General features: G+C 51.6%; 14 protein-coding genes. All 14 read right to left on the reverse strand.

Annotation, left to right across the window (positions count from 1 at the left end; all coding sequences use genetic code 11):
* Positions 1 to 11: 11 nt before the first annotated feature.
* Positions 12 to 464: a type VI secretion system baseplate subunit TssE gene (gene tssE, locus SOM40_RS12630; protein ID WP_320530071.1), complete on the reverse strand. Its 453-nt coding sequence runs from the start codon at positions 462 to 464 to the stop codon at positions 12 to 14.
* Entirely contained in the window at positions 457 to 993 is a 537-nt protein-coding gene (gene tssJ / locus SOM40_RS12635) for a type VI secretion system lipoprotein TssJ (RefSeq protein ID WP_320530266.1), read from the reverse strand. Before tssJ ends, tssE begins: the two co-directional genes overlap by 8 nt.
* Positions 974 to 2,077, reverse strand: coding sequence for a type VI secretion system baseplate subunit TssG (tssG, locus tag SOM40_RS12640; protein ID WP_320530072.1), 1,104 nt, complete (start codon positions 2,075 to 2,077; stop codon positions 974 to 976). Before tssG ends, tssJ begins: the two co-directional genes overlap by 20 nt.
* Positions 2,032 to 3,795, reverse strand: coding sequence for a type VI secretion system baseplate subunit TssF (gene tssF / locus SOM40_RS12645; RefSeq protein ID WP_320530073.1), 1,764 nt, complete (start codon positions 3,793 to 3,795; stop codon positions 2,032 to 2,034). Before tssF ends, tssG begins: the two co-directional genes overlap by 46 nt.
* Before the next feature lie 23 nt (positions 3,796 to 3,818).
* Complete coding sequence (locus SOM40_RS12650) at positions 3,819 to 4,553, reverse strand: YidX family protein (RefSeq protein ID WP_320530074.1); 735 nt, start codon at positions 4,551 to 4,553, stop codon at positions 3,819 to 3,821.
* A 63-nt stretch (positions 4,554 to 4,616) separates the two neighbouring features.
* The gene (tssA, locus tag SOM40_RS12655; protein WP_320530075.1) at positions 4,617 to 6,212 is read right to left on the reverse strand and encodes a type VI secretion system protein TssA; all 1,596 of its coding nucleotides are present in this window, start codon (positions 6,210 to 6,212) and stop codon (positions 4,617 to 4,619) included.
* Complete coding sequence (locus tag SOM40_RS12660; RefSeq protein ID WP_320530076.1) at positions 6,212 to 9,631, reverse strand: ImcF-related family protein; 3,420 nt, start codon at positions 9,629 to 9,631, stop codon at positions 6,212 to 6,214. Before SOM40_RS12660 ends, tssA begins: the two co-directional genes overlap by 1 nt.
* Entirely contained in the window at positions 9,618 to 10,772 is a 1,155-nt protein-coding gene (locus SOM40_RS12665) for a KPHS_23130 family T6SS system protein (protein ID WP_320530077.1), read from the reverse strand. Before SOM40_RS12665 ends, SOM40_RS12660 begins: the two co-directional genes overlap by 14 nt.
* 3 nt (positions 10,773 to 10,775) lie before the next feature.
* Positions 10,776 to 11,042: a PAAR domain-containing protein gene (locus SOM40_RS12670; protein WP_320530078.1), complete on the reverse strand. Its 267-nt coding sequence runs from the start codon at positions 11,040 to 11,042 to the stop codon at positions 10,776 to 10,778.
* A 54-nt stretch (positions 11,043 to 11,096) separates the two neighbouring features.
* A complete protein-coding gene (locus tag SOM40_RS12675; protein ID WP_320530079.1) occupies positions 11,097 to 11,663 on the reverse strand; it encodes a tetratricopeptide repeat protein in 567 nt (188 codons plus the stop codon).
* Positions 11,664 to 11,732: 69 nt separating this feature from the next.
* Positions 11,733 to 12,518, reverse strand: a complete 786-nt coding sequence (locus tag SOM40_RS12680) for a DUF2931 family protein (RefSeq protein ID WP_320530080.1) — start codon at positions 12,516 to 12,518, stop codon at positions 11,733 to 11,735.
* A complete protein-coding gene (locus tag SOM40_RS12685) occupies positions 12,487 to 13,134 on the reverse strand; it encodes a DUF2931 family protein (RefSeq protein ID WP_320530081.1) in 648 nt (215 codons plus the stop codon). Before SOM40_RS12685 ends, SOM40_RS12680 begins: the two co-directional genes overlap by 32 nt.
* A gap of 97 nt (positions 13,135 to 13,231) precedes the next feature.
* Positions 13,232 to 13,879, reverse strand: a complete 648-nt coding sequence (locus SOM40_RS12690) for a DUF2931 family protein (protein ID WP_320530082.1) — start codon at positions 13,877 to 13,879, stop codon at positions 13,232 to 13,234.
* A complete protein-coding gene (locus tag SOM40_RS12695; RefSeq protein ID WP_320530083.1) occupies positions 13,876 to 15,459 on the reverse strand; it encodes a T6SS phospholipase effector Tle1-like catalytic domain-containing protein in 1,584 nt (527 codons plus the stop codon). The genes SOM40_RS12690 and SOM40_RS12695 overlap by 4 nt, the downstream gene beginning before the upstream one ends.

Consider the following 15,459-nt stretch of genomic DNA (forward strand, 5'->3'; position numbering starts at 1 on the left):
CAGAGTAAAGACTATATTGCGGAGCGGGCATCCAGATACTGCTGCTGTTTCAGATGGCGAATAAGCACCCGGCCTTCGGGCATAAATTCGGTGCCGTAACGCACAAGGCCGATGCCTTTGAGTTCCGCGTCAATGGCGTAGCGCAGTTCGCCGGGCTGGGTCTGATCAAGCATAACCACCGTAATTCTGCTCAGGCGCGGCTCGTACTTCAAAAGTACCGCCGACAGCGTGGTGATCAGCTGATGCGCCGAACCCGGCATTCCCTGCAGGATTTTGGTCATATCTGGCAGGCCATAGTCAGGCAGATGCGCCAGCGTACCGGCGCGGCAGTTGAGGATGCGCTGCATATTATCCAGTACTGACAGGATGACCTGGTTTTCCTCGCTGACGCTGTGCAGATCAAGACCGCCGGCGAAATTGCCGTACAGAATTTCATACAGGGACGGACGGAGTGACTCACTCATTTTTCAGCGCCTGCTGGGTCAGCCGGTTGTTGCCCGCTTCGATGACGCGTGCCTTATCCGGATCAAGGTCATCGCGGCTCAGCACCACCCGCCAGGTGTTGTTCGCCTGGTCCGGGGACATAAACATCCCGGCCACCGCCACGTACTGCGCATTTTCATCCATTGGCATATCGACCGTGACCGCCCCGCCCGGCTGCAGGCGGATATCTTTCTCTGCCACCAGGTCTGCTTTAATGGCTTGGCTGTCAGCCTTAAACAGTGACGGGTAGTCCGTCGTGTCGAATGTTTTCCGGTCTTTAAGCTGATAAATACGCACCACGGTGGACAACGCCACCCCGCCAGCATTGCTGTTGACGGCCTCGCGGGCGCGAATATCCAAATGCAGGGTCTTTATCTGCTTATAAAAAATCGATTTGGTCACAGCAACAGTGCCATCTGTTACTTTTTGAGTCAGCCCACAGCCAGCCAGTATCAGTGTGATACCGACGGCCAGCGCAGCCAGAGGAAATTTACCAGCGGTAATCGCCATCTTCATCGGTCTCCCTGCGGTGAATATTTTCCTGTACCCGTTCATAGCGGCCAAGATTGATGGTTATAGTTTTGGAGTGCGTGACGGTGTTCGCTGCATTCAGCGGCCGCATCACGGCGGTGCGGCCCAGTTGCACTGCTCCGGCGTTGGGTTTAGCGCTCATTGTCGCGTCCGGCAGCAGGCTACGGTCGACACACAACTGCAGGCGGACATCCAGGCGAGACCCAAGATACACCTGCAGCAGCGCCATCAGGTCCATGTGAAGCTCCCCGCCCGGTAACCAGCCCTGCACTTCAGCCGGGTCAGAGGTAGTCAGGCGCATCAGCACCTGGCTGTTAACGTCGGTGGCATAGCTGCCCATCACCGGACGGGTTGTCAGGGTGACGGGCTGATTGACGCTCATGGTCAGAGGCTTCTTCAGCGGCACACGGCGTTTGTCATGGTGCCATATTTTCGCCTGCGTGCCGGGTGCCAGCAGACGCACCAGCGAGGCCATACCTTCTGCGGTACGTCCGGGCAGCAACATGACCGGCAGCAGTGCCAGAAAGCGCGAAGCTGGAGTCGCGATACTGTCCGTGCAGCCGTTAATACCGAGCCCGGCCAGCCCCAGCAGGTACTGCGAGATATTGTCCTTACCGCCAGCTTCGAAGCTCGCCGGGTATGAGTATTTACGCCAGATACGGTAGTACTGGGCAATCAGCCGGTGGTTGAAGATATCGAGGAAATCCGCGGTGGCCTCATACCCTTCCCGTCGCTGGGTAATGTCATCGATATAGTGCGTCGGCAGCGGGGACTCCGCGCCGTAGAGCCCCATAAAGGTGATGCGTACCGTCGGCGGCAAGTGCGAATGCTCAGGCTGCTCAATCCCTTTGATTTCAGATGCCGGAAAGCCCATGCCCGGATGTGGCCGAAAACGTACTGGCTCATAACGTACCTTCCAGGTACTGCCCGTAACCGGTTTGTCCGGCTGGCTCTGCTCCAGCAACTGGCAGAAGCGGTAAAAGTTGATATATGGCAGCCGGTCCCCCAGCGGCGCTATCAGCCGGGCAGACGTGGACTGTGGTTCTCTTTCCACCGGATGCATTTTCCTTCTGGCTGTACGATGAGGGTAAGCTGATTGAACTGATTCATATCGGCATAGAGTGCAAAGAACCGGTTGAGCATTTCACCAAAGAGGTGAATATCGCCCTCACCGATGAAGCCGTTGCTATCGAGGGTCACCTCAATATCCAGGCCGCGCAGAAGGAATCCCTGTTCGAATCGCTGCAGGCGATGATGTGCCACATGTTGAATCGCCTCCAGACGGCGGGTGTTCAGTTCATCTTCCTGCCAGTTATAGAGCGCCAGCGTGCCGCGTAGCACTTCGGCGGTGCTCATCATGTTCAGGAATCCGGAGCCGAGGTGGCTCAGCACCCGCCAGTGGAAACGGTCTTCGGCAGGCGGATAAACCGGCAGCGTCGGCTTGCAGAGGTTTCTTACCGTCAGCGGCGTCTGCACCACCTGCTCACAGCGATCGAGCAGCGTGCTCTGCAATGCCCGACGCGGTAACTGACCGTTGGTGCCGGTGATTTGCAGCGACACGGCCTCACGCTCAAACAAACGGTCATCTTCCCACTGGTGCCCGCCGAGGATAAGCCATGTGTCATACAGACCGGTGACGCCACGCTTAACACGGGTGTGGTAATAACGCGGGGGTGCATGAAGACGCATCATCCCTCCTTTGTGGCGGAAGCTGCTGAACGGCACGTATTCCGCATCACTGGTGCGGTTTGAGCCAGTAACCGAATCCACCGCATAAATTTCAGTATGCCCGTCCTGCAGACGCTTAGGGCGCAGCAGGTACTCACTTTCAAGGCCGGTGATGGTGAGCGGGTCAGCTTCCAGCGTGAACAGGTTAATCACCGGCACACAGTGCAGACGAACCGCGTCATCGGTGACCGGCAGGTCTGATGGCCACGGCGTACTGAACACGACTTCAATGTCGAAGTACTCTGCTCCGGCAGGTGGCGTAATGCCGTCCAGGCCGTTGAGGTGGACAAACATAAACTTGTCGCGGAAGGTGAAATACTCCAGCAGCAGCTGGTAACCACTGAACGCGGTATCACCTTTTGGCCACAGCCCGTCTTCCTCCGCAAATCCCCCCGGCGAGAAGTATCCGTCGAGGCGAATACGGTCGATCTGCCCGGGCAGACGCATATACAAAGCAGCCTGCCGTTTGGTCAATATCAGATGCAGTTGACTGCTGACGGGCGCATCCGCGCCGAGATAAAGACTCAGGTGACTGAGGTCCGCATGTGACCAGTCCGCCTGGGGGCTGCAGGCAAAGCGCATCCGCAGTAACGAGCGCCCGTCGGGCTCAGTGGTCATGGTCACCCCTGAGATGTTCAATGGGTTGAGCATCACATCGCGGGTGGTGCGGTAGCGGCAGACCGTGTTCTTTGACCCCACCGGGCGGGAGTACACTTCCAGACCCGCGGGCATCACTTCCGCCATCTTCACGGCCTGAAGCGCAGGTGTGAACGCCACCACTGAGAGTGACGGAATGGTACGCAGGTAGTGTGGCCAGAGCATACTGACCAGCCCTTCGGTCAGTTCCGGCAGGTCGTCATCAATCTTTTCGCGCAGTCGCCCCATTGAGAAAGCAAAGCCTTCAAGCAAGCGCTCTACATACGGATCGGGTGTGCCGGCCTTATCCAGATCCAGCATCGCGGCCCGGTCCGGGTGGGTCAGAGCAAATTCTTTGGCCGCTTCACGGAGGTAGCGCATTTCTGCATCGAAATAGCGCAGGGTCTGATCTTTCATATGAGTTCCTGCAGGAGTTAGCCCTAGTGTTGTTGCCCGATGATTAAGCGCAGAAACGTGAGGGAGACAGGGAAAAATAGGATATCTGCAGCAAGTACCACAGGTGTGAGCACAATGTTAGTAGCAAGATTCTTCGGATAAAAATCGGTTTCATTGTCAGTCGCGTAAAATTCAACTTTATACTTTCGCCCCAGTGATGCGGTATTGGTAAATGTATAATTGAGACTTTCCCTCGAAAGAACCATGCCCTCAATATTCACGTCTTTCCAGTACCCCCCCTTCGTGCTCTGGAAGCCTGAATGCTTAATGACACCTATATCGTATTCTGAAAGCTCACCTGCACTTTTATTAACCCAGACACGTAACGAATCCTTAAAACGAACGACAGCATCCCTTTTTACAGGACGAGCCAACTGAAGCTTGAGCGTATTTTCTTCTTTACCTGCAATCAGTGGGATTTTGTCTGTTAATTTGTTTAAAGACAGTAACTCATCAGCTCCTCTTGTCAGAATATAGACATTTTTTTCACCTAAAAATGCAATTCCTTTCGAAGGAATAATTAGAGGTATATTGGTCTTATCCTGAACAACAGAAGCGGAGATATTTTCATACTGAAAAATATCGGTGACATTATCCTGCATTTTCATAACATTTACCCGATGACTACCTGAAACTTTATTTCCACCCCACAAAATTGCAGTACACCCGGACAGAAATAGCACCATGACAATGCATGCTGCAGATTTAGTTATTTTCATGAAAATTTATATTCCTAAAATCATTAATATCACTGGTATCATTTCCGGAAGTCATTTTTTGCATTACCCACACAGGACTGCAGCGCGGGCAGGATCGATAGCAATTAACCCGGCAAGCAGGCTTTCCATTTCAGTGTGCAGGCGAGCTTTATCCGATTCTGTTCGACCCGCTTTAATTCTCAGCAGTTTCAGGTGGCGGGCCTGAACCTCAAACAGCAGCTCAGGCTCCCAGTTCGTAAGAGTGAGCTCATCGGCCCGCTCGCCCAGCTCTGCAAACAGATGCACCGCCAACTCATTTTTACCGTACTGCTCAGCAATGCGGCCCATCAGCAGACGCAACAGCCACTTCTGACGATCGGTGGTTATACCCGGCCGGGCCTGTAACCAGCCCAGCGCGGCATCCGCTCCTTCACTGTCCGCCAGCGCCATGGCTTCCGGCTCCAGCGCCAGAATGCCATCGTTATCGGCGGTGACCGGGGCAGATGAGGTGTCATTGCCCCAACCACCGACGCTGTCCAGAACGCTCTGCTGGATCCAGTTCAACGTCACTTCGTCCGCAAACGGGGTACCGTCACTGAACGCCAGCGTCTCCAGCCCGGACAGGCGAGACAGCAGCCCTTTCAGGTCAGCGGCAATAATGTCAGCCAGCGTTTCCTGGCCGGACTTCGTCAGCGCCTGATGGATATACCACTGCAGATCCAACCACAGGTGATTGGCACCGCGGGAGAAGGTGCTGTCGGCCGCTTCCAGCATCTCAGCCCAGTTCTGCTGCAGGTAGAGGCGTTTGAGTAACGCGCGCTGATCCGCCCTTGGTGGCTCGATGCGCGTGCGACCCTGAGCATCCGGAGCCGGGATTGCCCGTAGGGTGTCGTGACGCAGGCTTTTCATCAGATGGTGTGCTGACATCCAGCCATCCGGCTGCTCACGCAAATATTCGGTGAGTGTGCGGGCCTGAGCCAGCAAATCCTGACCAGAGGTGATCCGCCCGATAGGCGGGGCATCGTCGTGACTGGCAAACGAAGGGGGTTCGCTGGTTCTGGCGTTCTGCGGTACCACCGCATCCACGCCCCCCGCTTTCTGCAGACGAATTTCAAGCGCGCCATACAACGCGTTAAGTTCCGGATGGGTTTCTTCCGGCTCATTTTCGGTCAGCTGTGCTATCAGCAGCAGCGCGCCTGTGGTGCGCGTCGCCTCTTCCCTGACCACTTCCGGGTACAGTGAGAGCGAATCCGTCATACGCGAACCCGCCAGCCATTCCAGCGCCGCCTTACGACTGCGGTCACGCTGCGGGTGCAGTTGAGTACCAAAGCGCTCCAGCAAGCCGCACAGCAGTTCGAGTCCTTCGGCCAGGCCCTGCTCACCTTCGCGATGCAGCTTCGCCCAGCAGTAGTAGGTGGCAACACGGATATCTTTGGCGGTGGTAGTTAGCAGCTTCTCTGCCAGCCGGCAGATGAGTTCTGTATCTGCACCGGAAAGTTTGTTGACCTCTTCGCGCATCTGCTGGAAGTCATCGTCATAGACCGGGTCTTCGCCAGCGGGCGATTGCCCGGACAGCGGCTGAAGCCATCTGTCCCACTGCGCCACACGCTCACGGGTTGCTACAAGTAATGGTTCCTGTTCTGTCTGGCAGGCACTGAGTAAGGTATTGAGCGTGCTCATCAGTAGACCTCCTCTGCATCACTGTTCGCACTGGCAACCTGGTCTGACGGTGCAACTCCGGTAGTGCTGAAGATGGTTTCCGGCAGACGGAAATTACGCAGCTTCAGCAGTGCCAGCGGCCCCTCTCCCGCTTCGGTACGTAGAGTGTAATTAAGCATGCGGCCGTCCTCGGCTTTCCAGCTCAGGCTGTAGCTGCTGCCCACACCCGGGTAAGCACTGACCGCGGCTTTATCGAGCAGGCGGATCCAGCCCCAGGCGCCAGGAATATCGGCGTACTGACGGGTTCCGGCCTGGGTGCTGATCCAGCTCAGGTTCGCACCAGGAGCCTCCGTATCCGCAGGCCACGAGAAGCGCTTCCATGCAGGTAACTGGTTCACGTAGGTCAGCTTCTGGCTGTCGATAATCATGTCGGTCTGCATCACGCCATCGGCGGTCCCCGGACGCAGCTCGAAGTTCATGCCGGCACTGCCTTCGGTGAAGGCGACATCCGAGATATGACTTAGCGTGTTGATGGCATTGAGGAACGCCGGGTTAAACGCCAGCCCCTGCGAGTTGATACTGTCCGGTACCCAGTGGTTACCCTCTTTGTGCAGCACACCTTTGAGGCGGGTCTGCAGGAACTGGGCGATACGCCCGGAATCCCCGTTAAGGTATTTGGCCAGCAGAGGCAGGGAAACATCACTGCTGGAGTTGTTAAACGGATAGCGTCCACCAAAGGCACTGTTCCACTCAGCCACCACCGCCTGCTGCCACTGGGCATTGAGGCTGTCGGCCGCCGGGGTCAGCACCTGCTGCCAGGCCTGCTCCATCGGGTTCACAAACACCGTGCGGCCAAAGCCGCTCCACTCCTGGCCCAGTCCGGCGGCAATCAGGCTGCCATAGTCCCGGGTTTCGGTCAGATCAACGGCTTTCCCCTGGAATACGGTCTGGGCGATGGTCTGGGTCATTGCCTGCGGGTCGGCAGCATTGGTCACCTGCTGCAGACGCAGACGCACCTGTGTCACACGGGTCAGGTATGACTGCAGACTTTGCTCCTGCGCTCCCGTGCGGTTTTTGTCCATCAGCGCCAGGACCGGACCAAAGGTTGCATCCAGCGGACCGTGAACGCCGGCACTCTGGTCAATGGCATCCTTGTTACCACCCCCGAGCAGATTCTTCGCCGATTTCACCAGGGAATCTGAAATCGCCTCACCTGTTTGCCCGGTGCGGCCTTGCACGTTCAGGGTGTTCATCAGTGCCACCAGAGGTGACTGACGTACGTCGGCCATCAGGGTCAGCTGGTCAATGGAGTCCGACAGCGTAGTGGCCTGGTTCCAGCGCAGGCTGTTGAGGAACTCAAGCCATGCGCCGCCGAAGTCCGCAAAGTAACGTTCCATCAGACGCTTTTTCAGCGCTTCCGGCGAGGTTTCATCCTGTTTACTCACCTGATGTTTACTGTCAGTAAGTACCCAGTCAAGCTCGTCCCGGCGCGCTTTCACCACTTTCTCGATGGCGGGCTGCACGGCCTGCTCCCAGGCCAGGCGGGTGAACATCCCCGGTATGATTTCGGTGGTACTGAACAGGCGGGAGGCATCGGTGTCGCCGGTCATGTCTTCCAGACGCATATCGACATACAGATGAGCAACCTGAGCGAGCATCTTCTGATACAGGGTCGATTCACTGTTACGCATCCCCATCAGGCGAACCAGCAGAGAGCGGGCCTGACTGACCATGCTCTCATCGGCACGGAGCTTCCACTCCGGATGCGTTGCCAGCTGCGCGCCCCAGAACGACAGCAGTGACGGGGCCATGCCCTGCCAGACACCGTCTTTCACGCCTTCACGCTTTGGCCAGTCTTTCAGCAGCGCCGTGCTGAACCAGGCGGCGTCCATGTGCTCCGGACGGGCCAGCATCAGGTAAAGTTTCAACTGGTCATAGCTGGTTTTAGCCCTCTGCTCACGCAGCGGGTTGCCTGGTGGCAGGGCATTAAAGGCATTCAGTTGCGCCTGCAAATGGCGGGCTGCGGCATCGCGCAACAGGGGCTGCGCGCTGTCCTGATAACGCGGCCAGAGTGCGGCCAGTAGCGCATCATTCTGACTTAGCCCGGCACGCTCATACCAGGGTACGCCGTGTTGTGAGCGGTACTGCAGGCGGGCCAGGGTTTTCTGCAGTTCCGACAGGGCATGCAAACGCTGCTCCAGGGGCTGATTCTGTCGAGCAGCCGTCGAGGCCTGTACATTAGCGCCATCTATCTGGCTGCGGTTGGTGACATACGCGATGCCCATCCACGCAGCCCAGCCCACCATCGCCAGGGCGACAACCGATGCAAACACTTTACGCCATGGAATGCCCGGTTTGCGCGGACGCAGTCCAGCAGGAAGCATCCGGACAGATTCAGGCAGAATATCCCAGCGCTTATCCATGCCCCAGTGATGCATCACAGCACGTTCAGCACCGGTAGATGGCTGACTGAACACTACACCGGCCAGCGGCAGCGGGCGGTACGGATTGAGCATCACCGACAGCGGTGCGGTCACGCTTTCCGGCTCACGAATGAGCTGGTCGGCAAGCGTCAGTAAGAAGTTATGTTTCACTTCACCGCAGGTCTGCTGCAGGCCCAGTGAGGTCAGATCTGGCGTCAGGGCGGAGAGTTGCTCTGCCAGCCCTTCGGTGCGACAACCGGTAGGCAACAGACAGCCGGTCGCCTGTACAACCCGTCCTTCCGGCTTAGCGGCTCGCGGGTGCAGGGACCAGACATACAGCGGGATCTGCCAGCCAAGCGCATCCATACGGGCGCTGATGGCATGACACAGGGAATCCATGATGCTTTCAGACGGTACCGGCAGCGGCTGCTCCAGCCCTGGTGCTGAGAGCTGGTCAAAGGCCGAGGTGACCCATACCATGCCATCCACCGGACGACGGCGCAGCTTACGCAGCGCGGTCAGCCAGGCACTGTCGGCTGGGATATTGAGGTCACCGCCCCACAGCAACAGCGTGCCGCGGTCTTCCTGCCAGAGCTGAGCTGTAAGACCCGGAGTCAGTTGCTCCACTTCAGAGGCGGTGCCAGTGACCAGCAGGATGCGTGTTTTGCGGCCCCAACGCCGACCGTAGAGGTTACGCATGGCCTCACGGATGGTGTCAGCAGTGACATTGCGGGGCGCGGTCTGCTTGACGCGGCCTTCATCGGCAGGCAGGACATTCTTTCGCTTAGCCTGAAAGCGATGCCAGCCCTGTTTAATTGCGAGCGTGATGGTTTTGCCATGGCGCAGCATCATCAATAAAATCAGGGCACCGGCAATGACCAGCCCTTTTAGTAATGGGGTATGCAACCCCATCTGGTCACCGAAGTGCCAGATACCCCAGGTAATCCCCCCTACCAAAAGCGCGGAGAAACCCAGTCTTCCCCAGCCTCCACGCCATGCTGAATCACCCGTTGTCATCGTTTCTGTTCCCTGTTTGCACTGTACATATAAATTTCTGCTCACCATCTGTAGAAAGCATCAGACAGTCTGCTTTTTGTATATTCACGATATCGCTGGTTACTGCGGCCATTATCCATGGCGAAAAGGGGCCACTGAGCCCGGCATATTTCTCAAGCCAGTGGAGTTGTTCAGGTTTCCAGTGACCGCCATAATCTTGTGCCGCTGTGAGCAAATCAGAAAATGTATTACCCCATTCCACTCTGTCGCCGACAATACTGGCGGTGGCACACGCCTGATTTTGTGTCGAGAAAAATGTATCCAGCGATTTTTCTGAAATCGCCATATCAAGAGCCATTGGACGCAACAGGCGGGTATTAAGCGAAAGATTATATTTTGTGGCGACATCATCGGAGGTCAACAACAGGGTTGCGAGTGCATCACTGTACGCGTCCCGTCCCTGTGTCTGGTGAATAAGGATTAAATCCACATTCAGCGTCGGTGATTTAATTCGCTCATCCAGTGAGAGGAAGGTCTTTGACGTAAGTATCGTCAACTGTGGAACAGGGCGATCCAGAATGGCTGTCTGCCAGGCCTGAACAAATGCATTCTGCAATACCAGTATGTCACCGTGAGAATCTGTCAGTAGCGTGACAGCGGGTACTAAATCTAAAGGCAAATTTGCCAGTACATGACTTAACCCGGTCAACAGAACTGAAAAATATGTCTCATGATCTTGCAGACAAATTCGTTGGGTCAGAGAAGTGCTCTGCTCCAGCGCTGGCGGGGCAACTATAAAATGTTGAGGCGTCAGATTTACAGGCAGCATTACACCACTATGTAATACTGCGATATTGCGTCCAGACCACTCCATCCACTGTTGTTGCGCATACTCTGCCTCATTAGTTTCAAATTCGTGTCTGTCAAAAACATTGTTATAGAGCCAGCCACGCAGACACAAAAACAAAAACCAGACAACTGCAGGGCATGCGGTGACAACCCAAATATTAAATGTTTGAAGTGGCCCGGCCAGTTTATTGGCATGCAGGACAAACAGCAGTACACAACCGACCAGCGCGAAAACCCCAAGCATCATCCACAGGATAAATGAAGGTTCTTCAGGCTTAGTCGATATTGTTGATTTCTGACGCTCCCAGCTCATTACTTATCCTATTACACATTCCGGTGCACTGGAGATCACCTGACAACCGCACTCACAGTGGCAACCATCCACAACCACGGCTTTACCGTCAGAGGTCCATTCAGGCGATCCTTCAATAATGGCATTAATGCCATGCCCATCTTTTGGGCAACTGACCTTATCACCCACGAGGGCAACATTTTTTCCATTTATTACCATTGTTGATGAGGCAGAAATAACTTGGACGCCATGCGTGGTTTTATCACCAATCAATACAAAACCTTTAGACATCCGAAGCTCCATTTTTTGACTTCCGCATATTCATATCTTTATGCAGATATAAGATTATTTCTCTGCTTTAATTTCTTTTAACTTATCACACGCATTCGAATCACCTTCAGAGCAGCTTTTTTTAAATAGCGGGATAGCCTTATTTTGATCTTTAGCTACACCTTTACCCTCAAAGTACATCATTCCCAAATGATTCATGGCTGAAGGATCGCCTTGTTTAACTGCAAGCTCAAGAAAACTTTTGGCTTTATCATAATCCACAGCGACGCCCTTACCATTAAGGTATGCGTAACCTAAATACATCTGAGCTTTGGCACTATTATTTTTTGCAGCCTTCTCATACCAATAATTGGCCTTTTCGTAACTCTGAGAAGTTTCTTCGCCAGAATAATACATATCTCCTAAATCGATCTGAGCATCCGTGTTTCCGAGTTCAGCAGCAACCTGATAGAGTTCAAAGGCTTTCCTCATATCTTTTGGAACACCCATGCCCATACGATACATATTGGCTATTGTATTTGCATCATCTGCTTTAGTTGTTGATGTTGGATCTATAGTGACAGTTTCAGCAAAACATAAAGTCGAGGTAAAAAATAACACTAATACATAAAATGGTTTCATAAAATCACCTTTTACAAAAACATGATAGAACATTAATGGTTTATGTTGTACATCTTTAAAAATCACTATTTACAACGAGTACCAATTACCATAAGGGTATGTTTTATCTTTGATAAAATCAGGAGTATCACCAAAGTAAACATACCCATCAGGGTGCCCTGTCCCCCCTTTACACATATCAAGGTCTTTACCTGAAACAGTCGTTATTTTTGTATCATTTAGTGGGATGTCCGAATGACCATATTGCCTCAACCAGACTCGTACTTTTCCCTCAGGTGCCAAACCTATCAGCATCGTCTGTCTGTATGCATCTTTCCCAGGTTCTAAAACATCAGGATAAGGGCTAATCATTTTAGCCCATGTATCATGCGTAAAAAATAAAGTTGACTGATATGTTTTTTTATCAATGATTGAGTCCCAACAAAATATCATTATCTGTGGCAACCTGTCGGCTTTATTAAATTGGGTGTTCCCCGCAGAGTTACGTTCACTCCATTTTCCGACACTGATTCCACGCGGCTGATCAATAGTCCGATATGTAGACGCATATCCATCAACATCCAATAGTTTTAACAATGTAACCTGTGCTGGTAAAGCTTTTGGTGTAGTAAAGGCAAAGTACCATTTGTCCCAGGGGGTTTTAAGACTGTTAGGTTGTTTACTGGCACAGCCATTAGCAAAACCCATAAGTAATAAAATCGAAGTTATTCTGGTGATTGTTTTCATGATTTCCCTCACTGCATATTTCAGACAGCGCGCCCCCAACTGAGGTTTGAATGATTCGCGGATATTTAGCGCACTACCATCTTTTAAAGATGATGGTTCACCATGAGCCATAAGGGTATTTTTTACCATTTATAAATTTCTTTATACCCTCGCTATATTCATATCCATTAGGAAAGTTCGTTTCACCTTTGCACATATCAAGATCTTTACCTGAAACAGTCGTTATTTTTGTATCATTTAATGGGATATCTGAATGACCATATTGTCTTAGCCAGACTCGTACTTTCCCCTCCGGGGCCAACCCTATCAGCATCGTCTGTCGGAATGCATCTTTCCCAGGTTCTAAAACATCAGGATAAGGACTAATCATTTTAGCCCATGTATCATGCGTAAAAAATAAAGTTGACTGATATGTTTTTTTGTCAATGATTGAGTCCCAACAAACTATCATTATCTGTGGCAACCTGTCGGCTTTATTAAATTGGGTGTTCCCCGCAGAGTTACGTTCACTCCATTTACCTACACTGATCCCTTGTGGCTGATCGATAGTCCGATATGTCGATGCATAACCATCAACATCCAACAGTTTTAACAATGTAACCTGTGCTGGTAAAGCTTTTGGGGTAGTAAAGGCAAAGTACCATTTGTCCCAGGTGGTTTTAAGACTATTGGGTTGTTCACTAGCACAGGCACTAACAGAGCCCAAAAGAAATAAGATCGAGATAATTCTGATATTTGATTTCATGGTTTACTTCTCTGCATATTCTAAGCAACTTAAACTGAGCAAAGGTTCATGTGAATAAAGAGTATTGAACACAACTCCGTCTTTGAAATGCGATTATTCACCATGAACCATAAGGATATTTTTTACCCTTGATGAACTCTTTGGTTGTATTACTATACCCATAGGAAAAATCACTTCCCGTTACCCCTTTACACATATCAAGGTCTTTACCGGAAACTGTCGTTATTTTTGTATCATTTAATGGGATATCCAAATGGCCATATTGTCTCAACCAGACCCGTACTTTTCCTTCCGGCGCTAATCCTATTAACATCGTTTGCCGATATGCATTTTTCCCAGGTTCTAAGACATCAGGATAAGGGGTTGTCATCTTATTCCAAGTATCCTGAGTAAAGAATAAAGTGGACTGATAAACCTTTTTATCAATGATTGAGTCCCAACAAAATATCATTATCTGTGGCAACCTGTCGGCTTTATTAAACTGGGTGTTCCCCGCAGAGTTACGTTCACTCCATTTATCTACACTGATCCCTTGTGGCTGATCGATAGTCCGATATGTCGATGCATAACCATCAACATCCAACAGTTTTAACAATGTAACCTGTGCTGGTAGAGCTTTTGGTGTGGTAAAAGCGAAATACCACTTGTCCCAGGGAGTTTTGAGACTGTTAGATTTCTCATTAGCGCAGGCACTAACAGAGCCCAAAAGAAATAAGATCGAGATAATTCTGGCAATTGATTTCATGATTTCCCTCCCTGCATATTCCAGACAGCTCGAAGCCAACCCGGATTTGGACGATTGATATAAAAAAACAAATCAGATGATTTCACTGCCCCGTAAATGGTTTTCACTTTATTCCCGTCCAGCCAGACATCTTTTACAACCACAGGGTTCCAGTGAGCGGAGCAGTGAATATATTTGCCAATTAACTGTAATTCTGGTGAGATAAAAGGCGTCGGCACACCACCACTTCTTACAGTCTTTCCTTGGTCAATTGCTTTTTTGCATAAGGATTTAAGATCCTCAGGTAAATTCAAATATTCATTCGTAGGTTCAATTTCTTTCATCGCTACCCCCGCCTCCTGAGCCGCATCCAGCATTACCCGTAAACTAACTTTGCTCCAGTCGTTAGTTACTACCCTCTCAATAGTGACTGCCGCCCCAACACGCTTTTGTGTGATGCCACCACGTTTTTTATCCTCGTTAACAAGATAGTCGTACCAGGTTTCTGTCTTTACTTCACCGCTCGGAATTATCGCACTTAACGCTGGCAGGCTCTTTAAGTCAGGTATTTCAGCCGCTGAACGCCGGTAGATATCAGTCACTTCAGAAGGAATACTTTCACTGACAGTTTCGTTTTGGGGCTGAGTCAGAAAAAGATATTCCTTTTCCTTCGGATTATAGCCACCGCCGATATCGGAATGTGCTCCCGGCAGAGCCAGTTCCGGCCACGATTCCTTAATGCTGTTAAGGCTAAAGTTGTAGCGGCACTCATGCATTGCCGTGATCTGAAAGATTTTCTGTGCAATATCTGGAGGCAGATCCAGCTCAACGCCGGGGTTCACACCACTATGAACATCAAATAGATTACTTACTGTACCCACCGCGCACACGGTATCAAATAACCCCAGAAAGCGGGTCTCACCTGCAGGTTTCCCATGCTGATTTCGACCACCAAGCCCTTTCGATATGGCCTGCTGTATGGCTTTATCGTTATTTCTTACACGGTTAACAAAGTGGCGAGCCGCCGCCGCACCGCGACTAAATCCAAAAACATCAAACTGGATTTTCTCAATTGCGAAATTTTGCCCTTGGTTAAGAACCAGGAATTTCGAAATTTGTTCAGAAATAAGGCTGACGCCTTCATCAGTTTTTTCAACGACACCATAAAACCAACCACCGGTCCCCATACTTATCGAGCTATCGCTATTACCTTTATCGGTACCGATTCCCTGTACATAGACTGCTCGTTGATAAACTGCTTGTCCCTCAATCACTTCGTCATTTGTGGCGTAAAGTGTATTAAGCCAGTGGATGTTAGAATAATAGCCAATATAACTCGCCGCATTATCAAGATTTTTCCCAAGTTTTTTGGCGCAGGCTTCAGCGTCTTCTGGCTTCATTCCAACGTCAAGATGAGAACAGGACTCCAGGATGCGATTCTGGGTATTAAACGCATTATTTCCTGTACCATCAAAAAACATCCCGATCGTGATAGTTATCCCCGGAACGGGTTTTCGTTTGCAGACAACTGTTTTTTCAGAAATATTAACATCAGTGAAATGCTCGCAATCACTGGTTTCCCATGCATGATAATCACTCAT

Origin of the sequence: Leclercia sp. CFBP8987, from assembly GCF_034044995.2 — a bacterium.
GTDB lineage: Bacteria > Pseudomonadota > Gammaproteobacteria > Enterobacterales > Enterobacteriaceae > Enterobacter > Enterobacter tamurae.

Excerpts from the sequence above, each read along its gene's own strand:
- tssG (WP_320530072.1), bottom strand. The coding sequence starts at position 2,077 with ATGCATCCGGTGGAAAGAGAACCACAGTCCACGTCTGCCCGGCTGATA.
- tssA (WP_320530075.1), bottom strand. The coding sequence starts at position 6,212 with ATGAGCACGCTCAATACCTTACTCAGTGCCTGCCAGACAGAACAGGAA.
- SOM40_RS12670 (WP_320530078.1), bottom strand. The coding sequence starts at position 11,042 with ATGTCTAAAGGTTTTGTATTGATTGGTGATAAAACCACGCATGGCGTC.
- SOM40_RS12690 (WP_320530082.1), bottom strand. The coding sequence starts at position 13,879 with ATGAAATCAATTGCCAGAATTATCTCGATCTTATTTCTTTTGGGCTCT.
- SOM40_RS12685 (WP_320530081.1), bottom strand. The coding sequence starts at position 13,134 with ATGAAATCAAATATCAGAATTATCTCGATCTTATTTCTTTTGGGCTCT.
- SOM40_RS12680 (WP_320530080.1), bottom strand. The coding sequence starts at position 12,518 with ATGGTAAAAAATACCCTTATGGCTCATGGTGAACCATCATCTTTAAAA.
- SOM40_RS12650 (WP_320530074.1), bottom strand. The coding sequence starts at position 4,553 with ATGAAAATAACTAAATCTGCAGCATGCATTGTCATGGTGCTATTTCTG.
- tssJ (WP_320530266.1), bottom strand. The coding sequence starts at position 993 with ATGGCGATTACCGCTGGTAAATTTCCTCTGGCTGCGCTGGCCGTCGGT.
- tssF (WP_320530073.1), bottom strand. The coding sequence starts at position 3,795 with ATGAAAGATCAGACCCTGCGCTATTTCGATGCAGAAATGCGCTACCTC.
- SOM40_RS12695 (WP_320530083.1), bottom strand. The coding sequence starts at position 15,459 with ATGAGTGATTATCATGCATGGGAAACCAGTGATTGCGAGCATTTCACT.
- SOM40_RS12660 (WP_320530076.1), bottom strand. The coding sequence starts at position 9,631 with ATGACAACGGGTGATTCAGCATGGCGTGGAGGCTGGGGAAGACTGGGT.
- tssE (WP_320530071.1), bottom strand. The coding sequence starts at position 464 with ATGAGTGAGTCACTCCGTCCGTCCCTGTATGAAATTCTGTACGGCAAT.
- SOM40_RS12675 (WP_320530079.1), bottom strand. The coding sequence starts at position 11,663 with ATGAAACCATTTTATGTATTAGTGTTATTTTTTACCTCGACTTTATGT.
- SOM40_RS12665 (WP_320530077.1), bottom strand. The coding sequence starts at position 10,772 with ATGAGCTGGGAGCGTCAGAAATCAACAATATCGACTAAGCCTGAAGAA.